At 53.0% G+C, this 2,911-nt stretch carries 1 rRNA gene; it reads left to right on the forward strand.

From position 1 onward, the window contains the following. Positions 1-18: 18 nt before the first annotated feature. Positions 19-2,899, forward strand: a 23S ribosomal RNA gene (locus QZM72_RS35325). The last annotated feature ends 12 nt before the right edge of the window (positions 2,900-2,911 follow it).

Below are 2,911 nucleotides of genomic sequence, written 5' to 3' on the forward strand. Positions count from 1 at the left end.
GAGACAGACTCGTTATAGGGTCAAGCGAACAAGTGCATGTGGTGGATGCCTTGGCGATCACAGGCGATGAAGGACGCGGTAGCCTGCGAAAAGCTACGGGGAGCTGGCAAACGAGCTTTGATCCGTAGATGTCCGAATGGGGAAACCCACTCCTTTTGGAGTATCCATGGCTGAATACATAGGCCATGTGAAGCGAACGCGGTGAACTGAAACATCTAAGTAACCGCAGGAAAAGAAATCAACCGAGATTCCCAAAGTAGTGGCGAGCGAAATGGGATGAGCCTTGCACTCTTTATTTGTATTGTTAGCCGAACGCTCTGGAAAGTGCGGCCATAGCAGGTGATAGCCCTGTAGGCGAAAACAGTATGAAAGAACTAGGTGTGCGACAAGTAGGGCGGGACACGTGAAATCCTGTCTGAAGATGGGGGGACCATCCTCCAAGGCTAAATACTCGTGATCGACCGATAGTGAACCAGTACCGTGAGGGAAAGGCGAAAAGAACCCCGGGAGGGGAGTGAAATAGATCCTGAAACCGCATGCATACAAACAGTCGGAGCCTCTTCGGGGGTGACGGCGTACCTTTTGTATAATGGGTCAGCGACTTACGTTCAGTAGCAAGCTTAACCGTATAGGGCAGGCGTAGCGAAAGCGAGTCCGAATAGGGCGTTCAGTTGCTGGGCGTAGACCCGAAACCAGGTGATCTATCCATGGCCAGGATGAAGGTGCGGTAACACGTACTGGAGGTCCGAACCCACTAACGTTGAAAAGTTAGGGGATGAGCTGTGGATAGGGGTGAAAGGCTAAACAAACCTGGAAATAGCTGGTTCTCTCCGAAAACTATTTAGGTAGTGCCTCGTGTCTCACCTTCGGGGGTAGAGCACTGTCATGGTTGGGGGGTCTATTGCAGATTACCCCGCCATAGCAAACTCCGAATACCGAAGAGTGCAATCACGGGAGACAGACATCGGGTGCTAACGTCCGGTGTCAAGAGGGAAACAACCCAGACCGCCAGCTAAGGTCCCCAAATATAGCTAAGTGGGAAACGAAGTGGGAAGGCTAAAACAGTCAGGAGGTTGGCTTAGAAGCAGCCACCCTTTAAAGAAAGCGTAATAGCTCACTGATCGAGTCGTCCTGCGCGGAAGATGTAACGGGGCTAAGCTATATACCGAAGCTGCGGATGCGAGCTTGCTCGCATGGTAGGAGAGCGTTCCGTAAGCCTGCGAAGGTGCCTTGTAAAGGGTGCTGGAGGTATCGGAAGTGCGAATGCTGACATGAGTAGCGATAAAGGGGGTGAAAGGCCCCCTCGCCGTAAGCCCAAGGTTTCCTACGCAACGTTCATCGGCGTAGGGTGAGTCGGCCCCTAAGGCGAGGCAGAAATGCGTAGCTGATGGGAAGCAGGTCAATATTCCTGCACCATTGTTAGATGCGATGGGGGGACGGATCGCGGAAGGTTGTCCGGGTGTTGGAAGTCCCGGTCGCTGCATTGGAGAAGGCGCTTAGGCAAATCCGGGCGCGCAATTCAAGGGTGTGGCGCGAGCTCCTTCGGGAGCGAAGCAATTGGAAGTGGTTCCAAGAAAAGCCTCTAAGCTTCAGTCTAACGATGACCGTACCGCAAACCGACACAGGTGGGCGAGATGAGTATTCTAAGGCGCTTGAGAGAACTCGGGAGAAGGAACTCGGCAAATTGGTACCGTAACTTCGGGATAAGGTACGCCCTTGTAGCTTGACTGGCCAGCGCCAGGAGGGTGAAGGGGTTGCAATAAACTGGTGGCTGCGACTGTTTAATAAAAACACAGCACTCTGCAAACACGAAAGTGGACGTATAGGGTGTGACGCCTGCCCGGTGCCGGAAGATTAAATGATGGGGTGCAAGCTCTTGATTGAAGTCCCGGTAAACGGCGGCCGTAACTATAACGGTCCTAAGGTAGCGAAATTCCTTGTCGGGTAAGTTCCGACCTGCACGAATGGCGTAACGATGGCCACACTGTCTCCTCCCGAGACTCAGCGAAGTTGAAGTGTTTGTGATGATGCAATCTACCCGCGGCTAGACGGAAAGACCCCATGAACCTTTACTGTAGCTTTGCATTGGACTTTGAACCGATCTGTGTAGGATAGGTGGGAGGCTATGAAGCCGGAACGCTAGTTTCGGTGGAGCCGTCCTTGAAATACCACCCTGGTTTGTTTGAGGTTCTAACCTTGGCCCGTGATCCGGGTCGGGGACAGTGCATGGTAGGCAGTTTGACTGGGGCGGTCTCCTCCCAAAGCGTAACGGAGGAGTACGAAGGTACGCTAGGTACGGTCGGAAATCGTGCTGATAGTGCAATGGCATAAGCGTGCTTAACTGCGAGACCGACAAGTCGAGCAGGTGCGAAAGCAGGTCATAGTGATCCGGTGGTTCTGTATGGAAGGGCCATCGCTCAACGGATAAAAGGTACTCTGGGGATAACAGGCTGATACCGCCCAAGAGTTCATATCGACGGCGGTGTTTGGCACCTCGATGTCGGCTCATCTCATCCTGGGGCTGTAGCCGGTCCCAAGGGTATGGCTGTTCGCCATTTAAAGAGGTACGTGAGCTGGGTTTAAAACGTCGTGAGACAGTTTGGTCCCTATCTGCCGTGGGCGTTGGATATTTGAAGGGGGCTGCTCCTAGTACGAGAGGACCGGAGTGGACGAACCTCTGGTGTACCGGTTGTCACGCCAGTGGCATCGCCGGGTAGCTATGTTCGGAAGAGATAACCGCTGAAAGCATCTAAGCGGGAAACTCGCCTTAAGATGAGATATCCCTGGGGACTAGATCCCCTTGAAGGGTCGTTCGAGACCAGGACGTTGATAGGTCAGGTGTGTAAGCGCAGTAATGCGTTCAGCTAACTGATACTAATTGCCCGTAAGGCTTGATCCTATAACAAGTCTG

It is taken from the genome of Burkholderia sp. AU45388 (assembly GCF_030481585.1).
GTDB classification, from domain to species: domain Bacteria; phylum Pseudomonadota; class Gammaproteobacteria; order Burkholderiales; family Burkholderiaceae; genus Burkholderia; species Burkholderia sola.